General features: G+C 65.4%; 14 protein-coding genes and 2 pseudogenes. 9 read left to right on the forward strand and 7 right to left on the reverse strand.

The window, feature by feature from the left end:
• Window positions 1-55 precede the first annotated feature (55 nt).
• Window positions 56-1,072, reverse strand: a complete 1,017-nt coding sequence (locus NY023_RS15915) for an FAD:protein FMN transferase (RefSeq protein ID WP_013972939.1) — start codon at window positions 1,070-1,072, stop codon at window positions 56-58.
• A 250-nt stretch (window positions 1,073-1,322) separates the two neighbouring features.
• On the opposite strand from NY023_RS15915, the gene rsxC reads away from it, so the two are divergent.
• Both rsxC and NY023_RS15925 read left to right on the forward strand, forming a co-directional pair.
• Window positions 1,323-2,723, forward strand: a complete 1,401-nt coding sequence (gene rsxC / locus NY023_RS15920; RefSeq protein WP_013972940.1) for an electron transport complex subunit RsxC — start codon at window positions 1,323-1,325, stop codon at window positions 2,721-2,723.
• Window positions 2,720-3,670, forward strand: a complete 951-nt coding sequence (locus NY023_RS15925) for an RnfABCDGE type electron transport complex subunit D (RefSeq protein ID WP_013972941.1) — start codon at window positions 2,720-2,722, stop codon at window positions 3,668-3,670. Before rsxC ends, NY023_RS15925 begins: the two co-directional genes overlap by 4 nt.
• 42 nt (window positions 3,671-3,712) lie before the next feature.
• Here NY023_RS15925 and NY023_RS15930 read toward each other — a convergent pair whose 3' ends face one another.
• The 5 genes from NY023_RS15930 to NY023_RS15950 all read right to left on the reverse strand — a co-directional run bounded on the left by NY023_RS15930 (window position 3,713) and on the right by NY023_RS15950 (window position 9,293).
• Window positions 3,713-5,248: a DHA2 family efflux MFS transporter permease subunit gene (locus tag NY023_RS15930; RefSeq protein ID WP_013972942.1), complete on the reverse strand. Its 1,536-nt coding sequence runs from the start codon at window positions 5,246-5,248 to the stop codon at window positions 3,713-3,715.
• Window positions 5,245-6,438 (reverse strand): HlyD family efflux transporter periplasmic adaptor subunit, encoded by a 1,194-nt coding sequence (locus tag NY023_RS15935; RefSeq protein WP_013972943.1) that lies wholly within the window; start codon window positions 6,436-6,438, stop codon window positions 5,245-5,247. The genes NY023_RS15930 and NY023_RS15935 overlap by 4 nt, the downstream gene beginning before the upstream one ends.
• Before the next feature lie 30 nt (window positions 6,439-6,468).
• A complete protein-coding gene (locus tag NY023_RS15940; protein ID WP_013972944.1) occupies window positions 6,469-6,942 on the reverse strand; it encodes a MarR family winged helix-turn-helix transcriptional regulator in 474 nt (157 codons plus the stop codon).
• A gap of 299 nt (window positions 6,943-7,241) precedes the next feature.
• The gene (locus NY023_RS15945) at window positions 7,242-7,880 is read right to left on the reverse strand and encodes a response regulator transcription factor (RefSeq protein ID WP_013972945.1); all 639 of its coding nucleotides are present in this window, start codon (window positions 7,878-7,880) and stop codon (window positions 7,242-7,244) included.
• Between the two features lie 6 nt (window positions 7,881-7,886).
• Window positions 7,887-9,293, reverse strand: a complete 1,407-nt coding sequence (locus NY023_RS15950; RefSeq protein WP_013972946.1) for a sensor histidine kinase — start codon at window positions 9,291-9,293, stop codon at window positions 7,887-7,889.
• Window positions 9,294-9,487: 194 nt separating this feature from the next.
• Between NY023_RS15950 and NY023_RS15955 the strand changes: the two genes are divergently transcribed.
• The 3 genes from NY023_RS15955 to NY023_RS15965 all read left to right on the forward strand — a co-directional run bounded on the left by NY023_RS15955 (window position 9,488) and on the right by NY023_RS15965 (window position 14,312).
• Window positions 9,488-11,110, forward strand: coding sequence for an acyl-CoA synthetase (locus NY023_RS15955; RefSeq protein WP_013972947.1), 1,623 nt, complete (start codon window positions 9,488-9,490; stop codon window positions 11,108-11,110).
• Between the two features lie 135 nt (window positions 11,111-11,245).
• Window positions 11,246-13,015 carry an acyl-CoA dehydrogenase C-terminal domain-containing protein gene (locus NY023_RS15960; RefSeq protein WP_013972948.1) on the forward strand — a complete coding sequence of 590 codons (1,770 nt, stop codon included), beginning with the start codon at window positions 11,246-11,248 and terminating at the stop codon, window positions 13,013-13,015.
• Between the two features lie 289 nt (window positions 13,016-13,304).
• The gene (locus NY023_RS15965; RefSeq protein WP_013972949.1) at window positions 13,305-14,312 is read left to right on the forward strand and encodes a FecR family protein; all 1,008 of its coding nucleotides are present in this window, start codon (window positions 13,305-13,307) and stop codon (window positions 14,310-14,312) included.
• 13 nt (window positions 14,313-14,325) lie between these two features.
• Here NY023_RS15965 and NY023_RS15970 read toward each other — a convergent pair whose 3' ends face one another.
• Window positions 14,326-15,645 carry a Na+/H+ antiporter family protein gene (locus tag NY023_RS15970; protein ID WP_013972950.1) on the reverse strand — a complete coding sequence of 440 codons (1,320 nt, stop codon included), beginning with the start codon at window positions 15,643-15,645 and terminating at the stop codon, window positions 14,326-14,328.
• Between the two features lie 517 nt (window positions 15,646-16,162).
• Here NY023_RS15970 and NY023_RS27755 point away from each other — a divergent pair.
• The 4 genes and pseudogenes from NY023_RS27755 to NY023_RS15985 all read left to right on the forward strand — a co-directional run.
• Window positions 16,163-17,080, forward strand: a pseudogene (locus NY023_RS27755) (chemotaxis protein); the annotation flags it as partial.
• A gap of 393 nt (window positions 17,081-17,473) precedes the next feature.
• Window positions 17,474-17,986, forward strand: a pseudogene (locus NY023_RS27760) (methyl-accepting chemotaxis protein); the annotation flags it as partial.
• A 105-nt stretch (window positions 17,987-18,091) separates the two neighbouring features.
• The gene (locus tag NY023_RS15980) at window positions 18,092-19,108 is read left to right on the forward strand and encodes an ABC transporter substrate-binding protein (protein ID WP_013972952.1); all 1,017 of its coding nucleotides are present in this window, start codon (window positions 18,092-18,094) and stop codon (window positions 19,106-19,108) included.
• Window positions 19,105-19,953 (forward strand): ABC transporter permease, encoded by an 849-nt coding sequence (locus NY023_RS15985; RefSeq protein WP_013972953.1) that lies wholly within the window; start codon window positions 19,105-19,107, stop codon window positions 19,951-19,953. Before NY023_RS15980 ends, NY023_RS15985 begins: the two co-directional genes overlap by 4 nt.
• Window positions 19,954-19,955: the final 2 nt, after the last annotated feature.

Here is a 19,955-nt window from a genome sequence, read left to right on the forward strand (position 1 = left end):
AGGGAGCATCGACAATAGGGGAAAAGGCAGCGCGTGGGAATGACCTTTCCTTCTGCTACTGCGTGGGTTTGCCTTGCCCGGGAAACAACGTCTCGAACCGCGGCGTCGCCCGCGCAACGAAACCCAGCCCCTGGTGCATGATGAAGTAGGCAGCGATTTCATTCCGCTCGGCGAAGGCATAGCCTTCCTCCGGGCCCAGCACCATCAACAGTGTGTCCAGGGCATCGGCACGCAACACCGAAGGGTCGACCACCGACACTGCCGCCAGCGCGTGCTTGACCGGCCTGCCGACACGGGGATCGAAGGTGTGCGAATAACGCTGGCCACCTTCCTCGAAATAGTTGCGGTAATCGCCGGCGGTGGCAACGCCGTAGCCATCCAGGGCGATGGCGCGCTCCACTTGCTGTTCGCCCCCACCACTCGGTACCTCGAGGGCGATGCGCCAGGGCGAGCCATCCGGCTTGCGGCCGACGCCCTTGAGTTCACCGGTGATCTCGACCAGATAGGCCTGGATACCCAGGGCCGCAAGCCTGTCGCCCACCCGATCCACTGCATAACCGGCGAGCATGCTGTCGAAATCCAGCTGCGCCGCCACATCCTTGCACAGCTTTTCTCCATCCAGGTGCAAGTGCTGCAGCCCTACCCGTGCCTGCTCCCGTGCCAGCGTGCTGGCGTCCGGCACCTGCCTACCGCGTGACTGCGGGCCGAAGCCCCAGAGGTTCATCAATGGCAAGACCGTCAGGTCGAAAGCCCCGCCACTCTCGCGGAACAGAGAAACACCGTACGCCAGCAATTGCTGCATCTCTTGCGGCACTGCCTGACAGGCGCCGGCCGGCAGGTTGTTGAAGCGGGAAACCACGGAATCGCCGCGCCAGTTGGAGAACTGCTTGTCGAGGGCCTGGAGAACAAGCTCGACTTCGGCCTTTACTTGCCGCGAATCGGGCGTCTGTGCAGTGGGTACGTACTGGATCGAATACGTACTCCCCATGGTCGGCCCGCCAAAGCGTTCAATCCTGTCGCCGCAGCCATACAGCAACGTCACCAGCATCACCAGCAGGCTTGCGCGCATCATTGGACACCTCGCAGACTCTGGCCGCCCGTACGCGGCGCAGGCTATTTCACCAGAGTTGCGAGATGGCAATTGGCCTACCGTTCATCAGCAAACCTGGTCAAAAACCGAACAAACTCCTCATCGAACACTCTGATCTGCGCGGGTGATCATTCATCCCCCTCCCTTTCCGCTTAACGTCCCGGAAGCAATAAGACAACCATGTGCATAAGCGCACAGGGGCGTTCTTTGCCCAAAAATTGGAGGACATTACATGTCTAGCCATTCGTTGCAGAGCGTCGAACGCCTGCAGAGCCGCATCCGCGCCCAGCGTCAGCCGCAACAGAAACCTTTCTGGCGCCGTCTGCTGGCCATCGCCTCATCCTCTCAGCGTAGTTGGCACGGAGGGATCGAGCTCAGGGGATACAAGGAACTATCCAACGCTACGCCGGTTGCCCCGGTCGTGGTCGGTAAAATCCAGCTGGCGATTCCGCTCGGGCGGGGTCGGCGGTTTGTCCAGCCTTGCGTGCAGCCGGGGCAGCATGTGCGCAAGGGCGAAGTGATCGGTATTGGCGACAACACCACCGCTTGGGTGCATGCCAGTACCTCCGGCATCGTGGACCGGATCGATCACGTCTTCGCGGCCGACTCGGCCGAGCCAGTCATGGCCGTCATCCTGAACGCAGATGGCCTGGACGAGTGGCTCGAACGCCCGGCACCGGGCCTGCCGCAAACGCCAGAGGCGCTGGTCGAGCGCGCATTGCAGATGGGCATAGTCGGCCTTGGTGGTGCGGGTTTCCCCACGGCCCTCAAGCTGGCCGACGCACAGCAGCCCGACCTGCTGCTGATCAACGGTGCCGAATGCGAGCCCTTCCTTACCTGCGATGACCGCCTCATGCGTGAAAATGCCGAAGCGTTGATCGAGGCCGCCGACTATGTCGCCGCGCTGCTGGGAATAACGGCAACCCGTTTCGGCATCGAAACCAACAAACCGGAGGCGATGGCCACGTTACGTGCCGCCGCACGCCAGGCGCGCACCCGGGTCGAGATTTGTCCACTTCCGGAGCGTTACCCAGCAGGTGGGCAGCCGTTGATGATCAAGAGCCTCAGTGGCCGCAACCTGGCCCCGGGGAGGCGCCCCGCCGATATCGGCGTCCTCGCCCTGAATGTCGCAACGCTCTACGCGCTGGGCCGGGCCGTCTTCCAGGACGAACCACTGACCAGCCGCGTGCTGACGCTGACAGGTGACTGCGAGCGCCCCGGCAATGTGCGGGTGCCGGTGGGTTACCCGGTCAGCGAACTGCGCGCGATTGCTGGCGCGTCCCCCACAGGGCAGTTGACCCAAGTCGGTGGCCCGATGATGGGGCAGCCGCTACCGGACGCCAACGCCTTCGTCAGCAAGACCAGCAGTTGCCTGATTTTCGGCGCCGAGCGCTACCTGCCGGCTGCTCGCCCCGCCAGCAGTTGCATTCGCTGCACGCGCTGCGTGGATGTCTGCCCGATGTCGCTGCGGCCGCTGGACCTCTACGCTGCCGCCGAGCGCCTGGACAAGACCAGCCTGCAGGAACTGCGCCTGGATGCCTGCATCGAATGCGGCAGCTGCAGCAGCATCTGCCCAAGCAATATCCCGCTGCGCGAACGCTTCCGCCAAAGCAAGACGGAGGTCCGCGCATGAGCCTGATACGCCACCCCATCCCGCAACGGCTGCGCACGGTGATGCTGCTGGTCGTCCTGTGCCTGCTGCCGGGCACCGTCCTGTATGCCTGGCAATTCGGCGTCGTGGTCTGGTTGCAAGTGTTCTGGTGCGTGCTGTTCGCCCTGGGCTTCGAAGCCGCCCTGCTGCGCCTGCGCGGGCATGACGTACGCAAGGGTTTGAGCGACTTCAGCTGGCTGGTGCTGGGCCTGATACTGGCTCGGGCATTGCCGCTGATGGTGCCGTTGTGGATGATCGCCCTGGCCAGTTTTGCTGCTCTGGCACTATGCAAGCACGCCAGTGGAGGCCTTGGTCGCAACCGTCTCAACCCTGCCATGGTTGGCCTGGGGGTCGTTGCCATCTGCTTCTATCAGCAGCTGTACCCCGCGCCATCGAACCATGCCCCCTGGACCGCAACCCTGGACGCCAAGGCGGTTCTGCTCCAACAACTACAGTTGGTGCCACGCCTGGAGCTCGATGCGTTCGCCGGCGCCACTCAACTGGCGCAGAACGAGTTCACCCATGTCACCCACAATCTGTCGGGGTTCGGCTACGTTGCCGGCGGTTTGCTGCTGGCTTCGCTGCGGGTGATCCGCATCGAGATTCCGCTGGCGATGATCGCGAGCACAGTATTGCTGTGCATGGCTGCCGGCCACAGCCTGCAGGAAGCCGTTTACAACCTCAGCCTCGGCGGCTATCTCTTCACCGCCTTCTTCATCGCCACCGATCCGGTCACCAGCCCCGATACCCGCGCCGGTCGCATCCTCTTCGGCGTGACCGTCGGCACGCTGACCGAGCTGATTCGCGAGTTCGGGCTTTACGCCGATGGCCTCTGCTTCGCCGTGCTGGCCGGCAACCTGCTGGTGCCGCAAATCGACCGGTTGGTGCTGCGCATGCAGCGGCCCTGGTACGCAGCAGCGAGTGCCTGACATGGCATTTGGCAATGAGCCTGGGCCTTGTTCTGGCCCGGCTCAGTGCCCTGCCGACGCCGGCCCCGCCTTGGCGGTAAAGGGCGGTTTGGCGAACCACACCAGCAGGATCAACCCGGCAAACACCCAGGTCATCAGGGTGAAGTAGTCCACCGTCGACATCATGTACGCCTGCCCGTTGAGTATCTGCTCCAGCTGCGCATAGCTCTGCGGGCTGGCCCCGCCCAGCTGCTCCAGGGTATGTCGCGTGGCCGGGTCGAACTGGCTGATGTGCTCGCTCAGGTAGGCATGGTGCTGGTCCGCCCGGCGAATCCAGATCCAGGTGGTCAGCGACGCCGCGAAACTGCCGCCCAAGGTACGCAGGAAGGTCGCCAGGCCCGAGCCATCGGCGATCTGCTGCGGTGGCAGGTCGGACAGCAGGATGCTCAAGGTCGGCATGAAGAACAGCGCAACGCCAATACCCATGAACAACTGCACCAGCGCCACATGCTGGAAGTCCACCTCGCTGGTGAACCCGGCACGCATGTAGCAGCTGCTGCCGATCGCCAGGAACGCCAGCCCGGCCAGCACACGCAGGTCGAAGCGGTGGGCGTACTTGCCCACGAACGGCGACATCAGCACCGGCAACAGGCCGATCGGCGCCACCGCCAGGCCGGCCCAGGTAGCGGTATAGCCCATCTGCGTCTGCAGCCACTGAGGCAGGATCAGGTTGATGCCGAAGAACCCGGCATAGCCCCCTACCAGCACGATGGTGCCCACGCGGAAGTTGCGGTGCGCGAACAGGCGCAGGTTGACCACCGGGTGACGGTCGGTCAGTTCCCAGATCACGAACACCGCCAGGAACACCAGCGAGACTAGGCTTCCGGCAATGATGAACGACGATTCGAACCAGTCCAGGTCGTTGCCTTTGTCCAGCACCACCTGCAAGGCGCCAACGCCGATGATCAGCGTCAGCAGGCCGATGTAGTCCATCGGCTGGCGGCTGGTGACCACCGGCCGGGTGCGCATCTGCTGGCGGACCACGGCGGCGGCGAACAGGCCGATGGGCACGTTGATGAAGAAGATCCAAGGCCAGCTGTAGCTGTCGGTTATCCAGCCGCCGAGAATCGGCCCGGCAATCGGCGCCACCACCGTGACCATCGCCAGCAGCGCCAGGGCCATGCCGCGCTTGGCCGGGGGATAGACGGCGATCAGCAAAGTCTGGGTCATCGGGTACAACGGCCCGGCCACCACACCCTGCAACACGCGAAAACCGACCAGCTCCGGCATCGACTGGGCAATACCGCACAGGAACGAGGCCAGCACGAACAGCAGCGTGGCCCAGATGAACAGCTTCACCTCGCCAAACCGTCGGCTGAGCCAACCGGTGAGCGGCAAGGCGATGGCGTTGCTCACCGCGAACGAGGTGATGACCCAGGTGCCCTGTTCGTAGCTCACCCCCAGGTTGCCGGAAATGGTCGGCAAGGCCACGTTGGCGATGGTGGTGTCGAGCACCTGCATGAACGTCGCCAGCGACAGGCCGATGGTGGTCAGCAGCAGGCTCGGCGGCGTGAACTGGGCAGCAGCGTTGTTGCTCATCGCTGGGCCGTCTTGCCGGTTGCGCTGTTTTCGTGGATCAGCCGGGCGATCAGGTTGTCGGCTTCGACCAGCTGGCGGTCATACACCTGGGTGGTGTAGCTGGCCTGCTGCGGTGGCTGCTGGGCCAAGGCCGGGCCACTCTGGTCGTGCAGGTCGACCTCGACCACGGTGGACAGGCCGATGCGCAGCGGGTGGTCCTTGAGCTGGTCGGGGCTGAGGTGGATGCGTACCGGCACGCGCTGGACGATCTTGATCCAGTTACCGGTGGCATTCTGCGCCGGCAACAGGGCGAAGGCGCTGCCGGTGCCGGCGCCAAGGCTGTCGACCGTGCCGCTGTACCTGACCTCGCTGCCGTACAGGTCGGCGCTGATCTGCACCGGCTGGCCGATACGCATGTCGCGCAGCTGGGTTTCCTTGAAGTTGGCGTCGATCCACACCTGGTCCAGCGGGATCACCGCCATGGTCGCGGTGCCCGGTTGCAGGCGCTGGCCCAGCTGCACGGTACGCTTGGCAACGTAGCCGGTGACCGGTGCCACCAGGGTGGTGCGGGCATGGTCGAGGTAGGCCTGGCGCAGGTCGGCGGCGGCGGCCATCACCTCGGGGTGCGAGGACACCACGGTGTCGTCGACCAGTGCGCTGCTGGTGCTGAGCTGCTGGCGTGCACTGTTGACGGCGGCCTCGGCCACGCTCAGGTCGTCGCGGGCATGGGACAATTCTTCCGCAGCTATCGCGCCGCTGTCGGCCAGTACCTTGCGCCGGTTGAAGTCCTGGCGGGCCTTGCGCAGCTCGGCCTGGCGGGTTTCCAGCTGGGCCTTGAGCGCGTCGACGTTGCTGTACAACCCGCGCACCTGGCGCACGCTGCGCGCCAGCCTGGCTTCGGCGGCCTGCAAGGCCACCTGGCTGTCGGCCGGGTCGAATTGCAGCAATACCTGGCCGGCGTGGACCAGGTCGCCGTCATCGGCACCGATGCTGGTGACAGTGCCGGTGACCAGCGGGGTGATCTCTACCACGTTGCCGTTGACGTAGGCATCGTCGGTGCTTTCGTGCCAGCGCCCGACCAGGCTGTACCAGGCCCAGGCACCGACGCCGGCAAGGATCAGCAGCAACACCAGGCCAAGCAGCCAGGCCTTGCGCTTGCGCGACGGTTCGGGCGCGGCGGAGGGAATCGGGGTGTCTGCGGGAGTGGCCATGGCAATACCTTGGATAATTCGTGACAGGGATCAACGATCGCCGAAGCGGCGGATCGTCAACGGGTCGCCGGCAGCGAGCAGGACCTTGGCCAGCAGGCCTTCCAGGGTCGCGAGCTCTTCGGGTGCCAGCACGCCGCACAGCTCGTTCATGGCCGCCGCGCCGATTTCCGGCAGGCGGTCAGCCAGGCGCTGGCCATCGGCGGTAAGCGCCAGGCGCACCTGGCGACGGTCGTCGGCGCAACGGTTGCGCACGATCAGTTCCTTCTGCTCGAGGCGGTCGAGCATGCGGGTCATCGATCCGCTGTCCAGGCCCAGGTACCGGCACAGCTCGGCCGGGGTGTCCACCTGGTACTGGGTGACGATGATCAGCACCTTGAACTGCGCGGCGGTGACGCCTTCGGATTCGAGGTGCCAGTCGAGAGTGCGGTCCTTCAGGATCGCCGCCCGGCCAAGCAGCATGCCGATGGCGCAGGTCTGGAAGTTTTCGGGGGAGAAATGGGCCATTGGAGGCTGCTCGGGTAATTGTGTAGAAATATTACTGCCTAGGCAGTGAATGTCAAAGCTTTGATTAGGTTGCTATGGAAAATTTCATGATGTTCCCCTTCTCTCGCCTGCCGAGGGAGGCTCTTGTGGGAGCGGCTTTAGCCGCGAACACCGGCGCAGCCGGTGCCATGCACCGCATTGGATTCTTCGCGGCTGAAGCCGCTCCCACAGGGTACGCGGACTGCTTGCGATTTCAGTTATCTACGCGACAACGCAGCCCAAAGGGCTGGGTCATCTCCCACAGGGAACTGTGACTGCTGTCACTGCCGCAATCGCAGGCCCAGTGCCTCCACCGCCCCGCAGGCAATGGCCATGCCCACCAACTCCGCCAGGCTATCGGCCTGCAACCGCTTCATCACCCGCCCCCGGTACAGGTCCACCGTCTTCACGCTGACGCCCAGCCGTTCGGCAATCTCGCGGTTGCTCAACCCTTGGGCCAACGGCACGAACACGTCGCGCTCGCGTGGGGTCAGGCCATCGATGCGCGCCTGCACCCGGGCCAGCGCCTGGTCGTCCTGGCGTGCCCGCCCGGCGCTTTCCAACGCGGCCTGCACGCTGTCGAGCAGCAACTGGTCGTTGTAGGGTTTCTCGATGAAGTCGCAGGCGCCGGCCTTGAATGCCCGCACCACGATCGGCACATCGGCATGGCCGCTGACGAAAATCACCGGCAAACCCAGGCCACGCTCGCGCATCGCCTGCTGCACCGCCAACCCGCCCAGCCCCGGCATGCGCACATCCAGCAGCACACAGGCCGGCCCATCGTCGACGCAGGCGTCGAGAAACGCCTGCCCGCCGGCGAACGGCAAGGCCTGCAAACCCACCGACTGCAACAGCCACACCGTCGAGTCGCGCATACCCTGGTCGTCATCGACCACATACACTTTCGCTTGCACCGCCATCTCCCCTTATCCCCTGCTGACCGCCAGGCGGCAGCACAGTACCAGACCGCCATTGTCACCGGCTCGCGCCCACAGGCTGCCACCAAAGCCCTCGATCAGGCTGCGGCTCATGCTCAGGCCAAGGCCCAGGCCATCGGCCTTGCTGGTGGTGAACGGCGTGAAGATTTCATCCAGGCGCTCGGGCGCCACGCCCGGGCCCTGGTCGGCCACCTCGACCAGCACGCCATCACCATCGCGCGCAGCGCCCAGCAGGATACGTGACGGCCGCTCGCCATGCTGCTCGCGGTTGGCATCGATGGCGTTGCGCAACAGGTTCAACAGCACTTGCTCCAGCAGTACCCGGTCGGCATACACCAAGGGCAGCTGCGCGCTCATGCGCAACTCGACCACCACTTGGTCACGCGCGGCTTCCCAGGCGCACAGGCGCATGGCTTCGCCGGCCACCTCGGCCACGTCCAGAGCCTGCAGGCGGCGCGGCCCCTTGCGCAGGAAGGCGCGCAGGCGGCGGATCACTTCGGCGGCATGGGTGGCCTGTTCGCTGATGCGCTGCAGGCCCTGCCCTACCCGCTCTCGGGCCTGCGGGTCGCGCTCCAGGCCCTGCAGGTAACGCTGGCTGGCGTTGGCATAGTTGACCACCGCGGCCAACGGCTGGTTGATCTCGTGGGCAATGCCCGAAGCCAGCTCGCCCAAGGTGGCCAGCCGGGCACTGTGCGCCAGGCTTTCCTGGGCCTCGATGCGCAGGGTGATGTCGCGAGACACGCTGACCACCTCCACCACCGCGCCGGTGTAGGTTTCGCGGATGGCCCGGCTGGCGATTTCGAACCAGCGGTAGCCGCCTGCGGCCTGGCGCACTCGGCAGGTCATGGTGTGGTAGCCGTCCTGGTCCAGGGCGGCGGCGGCCTGGCGCAGCACCTGGCGGCGCTCGCGCGGGTGCAGCAGGGTATGTACGGCCATGCCGCGCAGTTGCTCGGGCCACAGGCCAAGCAGGCGGAATGCTGCCGGCGAAGCATCGAGGAAACGGCCATCGGGGCTATGCCGGGAGATCAGGTCGGTGGTGTTCTCAATGATCAGCCGGTACAGGCGCCGGGCGCGGCTGGCCTCGCGTGCGCCATGACGCTCGTCGCTGGCGTCGCGGCCACGCGCCAGCACCTGCTGGCCCTGGTCGTCAGGGATGAAGCTCCACAGCACGATGCGTTCACCGACCTGCACCTCGACATCGGCGATCGCCCGGCGCTGGCGCAGGCAGGCGCGCACCAGGGCGGCGCAGTTGCCCGGCAGCCAGCTGGCCAGTGCCGGGCCTTCATCGACCCAGGCCTGCAGCGCCGGGTTGAGTGCCAGCGGCCTGGCGTCGCCGGCCAGCATCAGGCTGGGTTGCGGGTCCTTGGCGAGCAAGGGATAGGCAGTGTTGTCCACGGTAGGCGGCTCGTTGTTATAGTAGTTTTACTATATTGCTATAGTCGATATTCCTAATACCATAGCGACTCGCGTAAAACTGCGACAAGGGGAGCGGCCCACCGTCCGCCTCCCTGCACCCTGAACAGAGCTAACAATCAGCCACCGGGGGTCAAGCGCACAGGTTGTGCCTGCCTCCTCTACAGGATTACCGCATGTCGATCTATGCCCAGGGCCTGATGCCCGCTGCCGTCAACCATGTCGCCCTCACCCCGCTGAGTTTCATCGAACGCACCGCTGCCGTATATGGCGATTATCCGGCGGTGATCCACGGTGCCATCCGCCGTAACTGGCAGCAGACCTACCAACGCTGTCGGCGCCTGGCCAGCGCGTTGGTGGGCCGGGGTATCGGCCGTGGCGACACCGTGGCGGTGATGTTGCCCAATATTCCGGCCATGCTCGAAGCCCATTTTGGCGTGCCCATGACCGGTGCCGTGCTCAATACCCTGAACGTACGCCTGGACGCCGAGGCCATCGCCTTCATGCTGCAGCATGGCGAGGCCAAGGTGCTGATCACCGACCGCGAGTTCCACACGGTCATCGAGGCGGCCCTGGCCTTGCTCGAGCACCCGCCATTGGTGGTGGATGTGGATGACCCGGAGTACGGCGAAGGCCGTGCGGTCAGCGAACTGGATTATGAAGCGTTCCTCGCCGAAGGCGACCCGGACTTTGCCTGGGAATGGCCCGATGACGAGTGGCAGGCGATCTCGCTCAACTACACCTCCGGCACCACCGGCAACCCCAAGGGCGTGGTCTACCACCACCGTGGCGCTTACCTGAACGCCCTGGGCAACCAGATGGTCTGGGGCATGGGCCATCGCCCGGTGTACCTGTGGACCCTGCCGATGTTCCACTGCAACGGCTGGTGCTACCCATGGACCATCACCGCGCTGGCCGGCACCCATGTGTTCCTGCGCCGGGTCGACCCGCAGAAGATCCTGACCCTGATCCGCGAGCACCGGGTCAGCCACCTGTGCGGCGCGCCGATCGTGCTCAACGCCCTGGTCAACATGCCCGAGGCGGCCAAGGCGGCCATCGAGCACCCGGTGCAGGCCATGGTCGCGGGCGCCGCGCCACCTGCGAAGGTCATCGGCGCAGTGGAAGAGATGGGCATCCAGGTCACCCACACCTACGGCCTGACCGAAGTCTACGGCCCGGTGACCGTGTGTGCCTGGCATGACGAATGGGATGACCTGTCGCTGGAAGAGAGGGCACGGATCAAGTCCCGCCAGGGCGTGCGCTACCCGACCCTCGACGGCCTGATGGTCGCCGACCCGCAAACCCTCGAGCCGGTACCGCGCGACGGCAACACCTTGGGCGAGATCTTCATGCGTGGCAACACGGTGATGAAGGGCTACCTGAAGAACCCCGAGGCTACCGCCGAAGCCTTCCGTGGCGGCTGGTTCCATACCGGTGACCTGGCTGTGTGGCATACCGACGGCTATGTCGAGATCAAGGACCGGCTCAAGGACATCATCATTTCCGGTGGCGAGAACATTTCCACCATCGAGGTCGAAGACGCCCTGTACAAGCACCCGGCGGTGCTGGAGGCCGCGGTGGTGGCACGCCCGGATGAAAAGTGGGGAGAAACCCCGTGCGCCTTCGTTGCGCTCAAGCCGGGCCGCGAAGACACCCGCGAAGCCGACATCACCAGCTGGTGCCGCGAGCACCTGGCCGGGTTCAAGGTGCCGAAGACCGTGGTGTTCGGCGAACTGCCCAAGACCTCCACCGGCAAGATCCAGAAGTACGTGCTGCGCGACCGGGCCAAAGCCCTCTGAACCCGTAGCGGCCTCTTCGCGGGTAAACCCGCTCCCACAGGTACAGCAATGTGCTCAGGTTTGGCGCGATCCCTGTGGGAGCGGGTTTACCCGCGAAGAGGCCAGCCCAGATTTCCCACTTCTCAAGAGCTACCGATGACTACCTACTCCGCCCCCCTGCGCGACATGCGCTTCGTCCTGCATGACGTGTTCAACGCCCCGGCCCTGTGGGCCCGCCTGCCCGCCCTGGCCGAGCGCATCGACGCCGATACCGCCGATGCCATCCTCGAGGAAGCAGCCAAAGTCACCGGCCAGCTGATTGCCCCGCTCAGCCGCAACGGTGACGAGCAAGGCGTGCGCTTCGCCGCTGGTGAAGTCACTACACCCGACGGCTTCCGCGAGGCCTGGCACACCTACCGTGAAGGCGGTTGGGTCGGCCTCGGCGGCAATCCTGAACATGGCGGCATGGGCATGCCGAAAATGCTCGGTGTGCTGTTCGAAGAAATGCTCTACGCCGCCGACTGCAGCTTCAGCCTGTATTCGGCATTGAGCGCCGGCAGCTGCCTGGCGATCGATGCCCACGCCAGCGAAACACTCAAGGCCACCTACCTGCCGCCCCTGTACGAAGGCCGCTGGGCTGGCACCATGTGCCTCACCGAACCCCATGCCGGCACCGACCTTGGGCTGATCCGCAGCCGCGCCGAGCCCCAGGCCGATGGCAGCTATCGCATCAGCGGCAGCAAGATCTTCATCACCGGCGGCGAACAGGACCTGACCGAGAACATCGTCCACCTGGTGCTGGCCAAGCTGCCGGATGCGCCCACCGGCGCCAAGGGCATCTCGCTGTTCCTGGTGCCCAAGTACCTGGTCGAGGCCGATGGCCGCCTGGGGGCGCGCAACGCCGCCCATTGCGGCTCGATCGAACACAAGATGGGCATCAAGGCCTCGGCCACCTGTGTGATGAACCTCGATGGTGCCGTCGGCTACCTGGTCGGCGAGCCGAACAAGGGCCTGGCGGCGATGTTCACCATGATGAACTACGAGCGCCTGTCCATCGGCATCCAGGGCATCGGTTGTGCCGAGGCGTCCTACCAGAGCGCCGCCCGCTACGCCAACGAGCGCCTGCAAAGCCGCGCCGCCAGCGGCCCGCAGGCACAGGACAAGGTTGCCGACCCGATCATTCACCATGGCGATGTGCGGCGCATGTTGCTGACCATGCGCACCCTCACCGAAGGTGGCCGGGCGTTTGCCGCCTACGTCAGCCAGCAGCTGGACCTGGCACGCTACGCCGAAGACGCCGGCGAGCGCGAACATGCGCAACGCCTGGTGGCGCTGCTGACGCCGGTGGCCAAGGCGTTCTTCACCGACAACGGCCTGGAAAGCTGTGTGCTCGGCCAGCAGGTGTATGGCGGCCATGGCTACATTCGCGAATGGGGCCAGGAGCAGCGGGTGCGCGATGTGCGCATCGCGCAGATCTATGAAGGCACCAACGGCATCCAGGCCCTCGACCTGCTCGGGCGCAAGGTGCTGGCCGACGGTGGCCAGGCGCTGGCCGGCTTTGCCGCCGAGGTGCGGGCCTTCAGCGTTGATGCGCCCCTGCACCGTGAAGCCCTGCAAGCGAGCCTGGCGCGGCTGGAAGCGACCAGCGCCTGGCTGCGGGCGCGGGCCGGCGAGGATGCCAACCTGGTCAGCGCGGTGGCGGTGGAATACCTGCAGCTGTTCGGGCTGACTGCGTACGCCTTCATGTGGGCGCGGATGGCGGCGGTGGCGTTGGCCAGGCGTGACGAGGATGCCGCGTTTCATGGGGCCAAGCTTGCGTGTGCGGAGTTCTTCTTCCAGCGGGTCTTGCCGCGCGGGTTGGGGCTGGAGGCCAGTATCCGGGCAGGTAGTGGCAGCCTTTATGGTTTGGAGGCGGCGCAGTTCTGATGAGCCGCTGGGGGCGCTGTGCGCCCCTTTCGCGACACAAGGCCGCTCCCACAGGCATCCCACCAACCCATCGGGCAGCGCTGCACCTGTGGGAGCGGCCTTGTGTCGCGAAAGGGCTGCGCAGCAGCCCCAACGATTTCAGCCTGAATTTACCTGCGCGAAGGGTTCTCAAACGCTGAAAAACCATCACCAATCCGACGAAAACCGGCACAACTGATAGTCATTCGCCATTACCTCGGTTCTCGGGAGCCCTCCCGCAAGGGTAGAATGCGCAAAACCCGGAGCCGCAATGAACCACGACCGCCTCAATTCCAGCCCAGACGATGCCATCACCGACGCCGCCGCGCACTGGTGCATGCGCATGCACGCCGAAGATTGCTCGGTGGCCGAGCGCGAGGCGTTCGCCCGCTGGCTGGCGGCCGACCCGCGGCATGCCGAGGAATACCAGGCGATGCTGGAAATCTGGCAAACCGCCGACCTGCTGCCGCGCAATGCCACCGTCATCGACTTCAACCCGCCGCTGCAAAAGGCTGCGCGCCAGCGCAACTGGCGGCCGCTGGCATCCGCCGCCGCGATCGCCCTGGCAGTGCTGCCGCTGGCCGGCTGGGTGGGCTGGGAACAAGGCTGGCTGCCCAATCGCTACCAGCACTTCGAAGCCGGCGCGCACATGCAGACCGTGCAGCTAAGCGACGGCAGCACGGTGCAGCTCAACCTCAACACCGAGCTCACCTACCTCAACTACAAGGACCAGCGCCAGGTCACGCTCAAGCGTGGCGAGGCGTTCTTCAAGGTGCAGCACGACAGCAGCCACCCGTTCATCGTGCATGCCGGTCGTGGCCAGACCCGCGTCACCGGCACCCAGTTCAACGTGTGGAAGTACCAGGACCAGGTCAAGGTCACCCTGGTGGAAGGTTCGGTACTGGTATCCAGCGACGGCAGCACCGGTGGCTACCGCCTGGGCCCTGGTATGCAGGCCAGCTATCACAAGGGCGACTTCGAGCCGCAACTGGAGCAGAGCGAGGACTACGGCAACAGCCTGGCCTGGCGCGACGGCAAGCTGGTGCTCGACAACCTGAGCCTGGAACAGGCCCTGCCGATAATCAACCGCTACCTCGACGCACCGCTGCTGCTGGCCGACGCCAGCACCGGCCGCATCCGCATCAGCGGTATCTACAACACCCGTGAGGTGGGGCGCCTGGTCAACAACCTGCCCAAGGTGCTGCCGGTCTACCTGACCCGCAGCAAGGACGGCAGCACCGTGCTCAACCGCATCTCGCCACCGCCCGACAAGGGCTGACGCCCTCCCCGTCTTACAGCGTCATCGCCGCCAACCAGCCGAACGCCAGCAGTGGCAGGTTGTAGTGGATGAAGGTAGGCACCACGGTGTCCCAGATATGGTGGTGCTGGCCATCCACGTTCAACCCCGAGGTCGGGCCCAGGGTCGAGTCCGAGGCAGGCGAGCCCGCGTCGCCCAGGGCACCGGCGGTACCAACGATGCACACGGTGGCCAGCGGGTCGAAGCCCAGCTGCACGCACAGCGGCACGAAGATCGCGGCCAGGATCGGCACGGTGGAGAACGACGAGCCGATGCCCATGGTCACCAGCAGGCCCACCAGCAGCATCAGCAAGGCACCGACGCCCTTGCTGTGGTCGATCCACTGCGCCGAGGTTTCCACCAGGCTGTTCACCTCACCGGTGGCCTTCATCACGTCGGCAAAGCCTGAGGCGGCAATCATGATGAAGCCGATCATGGCCATCATCTTCATGCCTTCGGTGAACAGGTCGTCAGTGTCCTTCCAGCGCACGATGCCCGACAGCGAGAAGATCAGGAAGCCGACCATGGCGCCGATGATCATCGAGTCCAGCCACAACTGGACGATGAACGCCGAGGCAATCGCCAGCCCGGCCACCAGCAGGGTCAGCGGGTTGTACTGCACGCTCACCTGCTCCACCTGCTCGATGCGCGCCAGGTCGTAGTCACGCTTCTTGCGGTAGCTGACGAATACCGCCAGCAACAGGCCAGCCAGCATGCCAGCGGCCGGGATGGCCATGGCGTGGGTGACATTCACGCCACTCACGTCGACACCCGCGCGGGCGACGTTGGCCAGCAGGATTTCGTTGAGGAAGATGTTGCCAAAGCCCACCGGCAGGAACATGTACGGGGTGATCAGGCCAAAGGTGATCACGCAGGCGATCAGCCGGCGGTCGATGCGCAGGCGGGTCAGCACGTACAGCAGCGGTGGCACCAGCAAGGGGATGAAGGCGATGTGGATAGGCAGGATGTTCTGCGACGACACTGCCACCACCAGCATCAGGCCCACCAGCAACCATTTGACCTTGCCGCCACTGGCGTGGCCCTGGCGGTCGATCATGGCCAGGGCGCGGTCGGCCAGGGCATGGGCCAGGCCGGACTTGGCGATGGCCACGGCAAAGGCGCCCAGCAGTGCATAGGACAGGGCTACCGTGGCCCCGCCGCCGAGGCCGCCGTTGAAGGCCTTGAGCGTACCTTCGATGCCCAGCCCCCCCACCAGCCCACCGGCCAGGGCCCCGACGATCAGGGCGATGACCACGTGCACGCGGGACAGGCTGAGTATCAGCATGATGCCGACCGCGGCGATCACTGCATTCATGGTTGACTTACCTCATTGCGACAGAAAAAAAGCGCGCACTCTGAAGCAGTGGGCAGCAGATGTCAAAAGCGCCATGTTGCGGCGGATTACCAACGCCCCGCGCGGCCTGCGGATTAAATTGAACGTTTGAATAAAGAAAAGCCCGCGCCAGCCGACACATTCGTCAGCCACACTCTTATTACAAGGGACCCACCCCATGCCTTTGCGACAACTTTCCATCCAGTGGAAGATCACCCTGCTCGCCGGTCTCTGCCTGGCCGGCATCGTCACCCTGCTCGTCGGCCTGTCGCTGTATCGCATGGACCACAGCTCGGACCTGGTCAAGGCCAGCAGCATGCAGATGCTGACCGAGTCGGCGCAGTCGCGCATCGAGTCGCAGGGCGAGGTGCAGGCGCTGAACATCCGCCGCCAGTTCATGGACGCCTACCAGTACGGCGCCGGTTTCGCCCGCCAGGTGCTGTTCCTGCGCGAGCAGGCGGAAAAGCGCTTTCTCGATGCCTTCGACCTGCGCGAGGACATGACCCGCCAGGTGCGCGCCGCCCTGCAGGCCAACCCTGAGCTGCTCGGCCTGTCGCTGGTATTCGAGCCCAACGCCCTGGACAACAAGGACAGCCTGTTCGCCGGCAAGGCAGAACTGGGCAGCAACGAAACCGGGCGCTTCGCCCTGTACTGGTCGCAGCCGCGTGTCGGCCAGCTGACGGCCATGGCCCTGCCCGAACATGACATGGCCAACACCGAGATCGGCCCCAGCGGCCAGCCAGCCAATACCTGGTGGGTGTGCCCGCGCACATCCGGCAAGGTGTGCGTGGTGGAGCCCTACTTCTACGACATCGATGGCCAGCAGGTGCTGATGACCAGCATCGTCTTCCCGCTGGCAGTCGACGGCAAGGTGATCGCCACCCTGTCCATCGACATCAACCTCAACAGCCTGCAGGCCCTGAGCCAGGAGGCCAGCCGCAGCCTGTACGAAGGCCGCACCACGGTCGGCATCCTCAGCCCGGTCGGCCTGCTGGCCGGCTACAGCGCCGACGCCAGCAAGCTGGCCCAGCGCTTCGACCAGGTCGACACCGCCAAGGGTGCTGAACTGGTGCGCAAGCTGGCCGACGGCAAGATGACCATCGTGCACGACCAGCAGCGCCTGAAGGTGCTGGCCGCCTTCCAGCCGATCCCGGATGCCCAGCCTTGGGGCGTGCTGCTGGATGTGCCGGAGAACGCCCTGACCGGGCCGGCCGAAGCGCTGAAACAGGAACTGGACGCGCTGAACACCAGCGGCACCCTGCTGGAACTTGGCCTGGGCCTGGCGGCGGCGATTGCCGGCCTGCTGATGGTGTGGCTGATGGCCCGAGGCGTTACCCGGCCGATCCTCGGCGTGGCAAGCATGCTCAAGGACATTGCCAGCGGCGAAGGTGACCTGACCCGCCGCCTGACCTACCAGAAGCAGGACGAACTGGGCGAACTGGCCGGCTGGTTCAACCGCTTCCTCGACAAGCTGCAGCCGACCATTGCCGAGGTCAAACGCTCGGTGCAGGCCGCCCGTGGCACCGCCGACCAGTCTTCGGCAATTGCCACCCAGACCAGCGCCGGCATGGAGCAGCAGTACCGCCAGGTCGACCAGGTGGCCACTGCTTCGCACGAGATGAGTGCCACCGCCCAGGACGTCGCCCGCAGCGCCGCCCAGGCCGCGCAAGCCGCCCGCGATGCCGACCAGGCCACCCGCGAAGGTCTGGCGGTGATCGACCGCACCACCCACAGCATCGATGCCCTGGCTGCCGACATGAGCAACGCCATGAGCGAAGTGGAGGGCCTGGCGCAGAACAGCGAGAAAATCGGTTCGGTGCTGGAGGTGATCCGCTCGATCGCCGAACAGACCAACTTGCTGGCGCTCAACGCCGCCATCGAGGCGGCCCGCGCCGGTGAAGCCGGCCGTGGCTTTGCCGTGGTCGCGGACGAGGTACGCAACCTGGCCCAGCGTACCCAGGAATCGGTGGAAGAAACGCGCCAGGTGATCGAGGCCTTGCAGAACGGCACTCGCGAGGTGGTCGGGGCCATGGACAACAGCCACCGCCAAGCCCAGAGCGGCGTGCAGCAGGTTGGCCAGGCAGTCACCGCGCTGCAGCGCATCGGCCAGGCAGTGACGGTGATCACCGACATGAACCTGCAGATCGCCTCGGCCGCCGAGGAGCAAAGCGCAGTGGCGGAGGAAATCAACAGCAACGTGGCAACCATCCGTGATGTCACCGAATCGCTGTCGGGGCAGGCCAACGAGTCGGCGCGGGTAAGCCAGTCGCTGAACAGCCTGGCCAACCAGCAACAGGCGCTGATGGACCAGTTCCGCGTCTAAGTCACTTGCAGGCCGCTGCCAATCGCGTGCAGCGGCCTTCCTGCCGGGCCTGGAGCCGGTCGTCTACACTTGCGGCAACTCAGTAGCGCCACTCCAAGAGGCCCCATGAAAAAGATTCCGACGTTGCTGGCCGGCCTGCTGCTCGCCGTCGGCCTGGCCAGCACCGACAGCGCCGCCTCCGCAGAACGCACCACGCCCATCCGCTTTGGCGCCATCGGCTGGGAAAGCGGTGCCCTCACCACCGAGATCCTGCGGCTGATCGTGGAGCGTGGCTACGGCTACACCACCGACACCCTGCCCGGCAGCACCGTCAGCATGGAAGTGGCCCTGGCGCGCAACGACCTGCAAGTAATCGCCGAGGAATGGGCCGGGCGCAGCCCAGCCTGGGTCAAGGCAGAACAGGCCGGCCAGGTGTTTGCCTTGGGCGACACGGTCAAGAACGCCGAAGAAGGCTGGTGGGTGCCGGCCTATGTGATCGAGGGCGATGACGCGCGCAAACTGAAACCCGTAGCGCCGCAATTGCGCAGCGTCGAGGACCTGAAACGTTACCCGCAGGTGTTCCGCGACCCCGAGTCACCCGGTAAAGGGCGCTTTCTGAATAGCCCCAGCGGCTGGACATCCGAAACCGTCAACAGCCAGAAACTCAAGGCCTACGGGCTGAATGATCTCTATACCAACTTCCGCAGTGGCTCCGGGGCTGCAATGGATGCCGAAATCGGCTCGGCCATCCGCCGTGGCCAACCGGTGCTGTTCTACTACTGGAACCCGACCCCTTTGATGGGGCGTTACAAGCTCATACGCCTGCAAGAGCCGCCGTTCGATGCCCAGGCCTGGGCCACCCTCACCGATGCCGGCAACCCCGAGCCCAAGGGCAGCAGCTCGCTGCCGGCCAAATTGTCGATTGGCGTGTCCAAGGCCTTTCGCGAGGGCTACCCGGAACTGGTGAGCATGTTCGAGCGGGTCGACCTGCCCATCGACCGACTGAACAAGGCACTGGCCGACATGAGCGAAAAGCGAACGCCGCCCCGCGACGCTGCCCTCACCTTCCTGCGCAATAACCGCGAGGTGTGGAAAGCCTGGTTGCCTGCGGACATTGCCACCAAGGTCGAGGCCAGCCTGTGAGCGGCGGCTTCCCCGAGGCCCTGCAATTCTCCTTTGCCGACAGCGTCAACCGCCTGGTCGACTGGCTGGTACTGCATTACGGCGATCACCTGCGCAGCGTCTCGGACCAGTTGCTGCAACTGCTGGTCGGCCTGGAAACCCTGCTGCGCCTGCTGCCGTGGTGGCTGCTGCTGTTGCTGATCGGCCTGCTTGCCTGGCATGCCAGCCGCAGCGTGCTGCGCAGCGCGGTACTGGTGGCGCTGCTGGCCCTGATCGGTATGCTCGGGTTGTGGGACAAACTGCTGCAGACCATGGCGTTGGTGCTGGTCAGTACCGGCCTCTGCGTGCTGGTGGGCGTGCCGCTGGGCATCCTGCTGGCTGCCCGGCCACTGGCGAAGCGCTTGCTGTTGCCGGTACTGGATGTGATGCAGACCTTGCCGGCCTTCGTTTACCTGATCCCGGTGCTGATGCTGTTCGGCCTGGGCAAGGTGCCCGCCGTGTTCGCCACACTGATCTATGCCCTGCCACCGCTGGTGCGGCTGACCGAACTGGGCCTGAGCCAGATCGACCCTTCGCTGCTGCAAGCCGCCCATGGCCTGGGGGCCAGCCGCTGGCAGCGGTTGCGGCGCATCGCCCTGCCGCTGGCGCTGCCGAGCATCATGGCCGGGCTCAACCAGTCGGTGATGATGGCCCTGTCGATGGTGGTGGTGGCTTCGATGATTGGTGCCCGCGGGCTGGGCGAGGATGTGCTGTCAGGGATCCAGACGCTGAATGTCGGCCAAGGCGTCGAGGCCGGGCTGGCGATCGTCGCCCTGGCCATGGTGATCGATCGGATCAGCCAGGCCTATGGGCGTGGTGGGCGCTGAGA

Source organism: Pseudomonas sp. NBB (assembly GCF_032701105.1).
Classification (GTDB): Bacteria; Pseudomonadota; Gammaproteobacteria; order Pseudomonadales; family Pseudomonadaceae; genus Aquipseudomonas; species Aquipseudomonas asiatica.